Source organism: Streptococcus sp. HMSC072D03 (assembly GCF_001812855.1).
Lineage (GTDB): Bacteria > Bacillota > Bacilli > Lactobacillales > Streptococcaceae > Streptococcus > Streptococcus salivarius_D.
On sequence record NZ_KV810626.1, the window covers coordinates 1,099 to 1,358 of the forward strand.

Below are 260 nucleotides of genomic sequence, written 5' to 3' on the forward strand. Positions count from 1 at the left end.
TTCACTGGCACTTGTTGAGGCACTCATCGATGTTGAAGTACTTGCTGACTCTGAGGCGCTGGTTGAAGCACTCATGGAAGCACTTGTACTTGCAGATTCGCTCGCACTTATTGAGGCACTCTGTGACGCTGACGTACTTGCCGATTCACTGGCACTTGTTGAAGCACTCATCGATGCTGACGTACTTGCTGACTCTGAAGCACTTGTTGAGGCGCTCATTGAGGCCGATGTACTTGCTGACTCGCTCGCACTTGTTGAAG

Annotated in this window: 1 pseudogene; it reads left to right on the top strand. The window is 50.8% G+C overall.

Features of this window, described 5'->3' with window-relative positions:
- Nucleotides 1-260, top strand: a pseudogene (locus HMPREF2877_RS10915) (hypothetical protein); the annotation flags it as partial.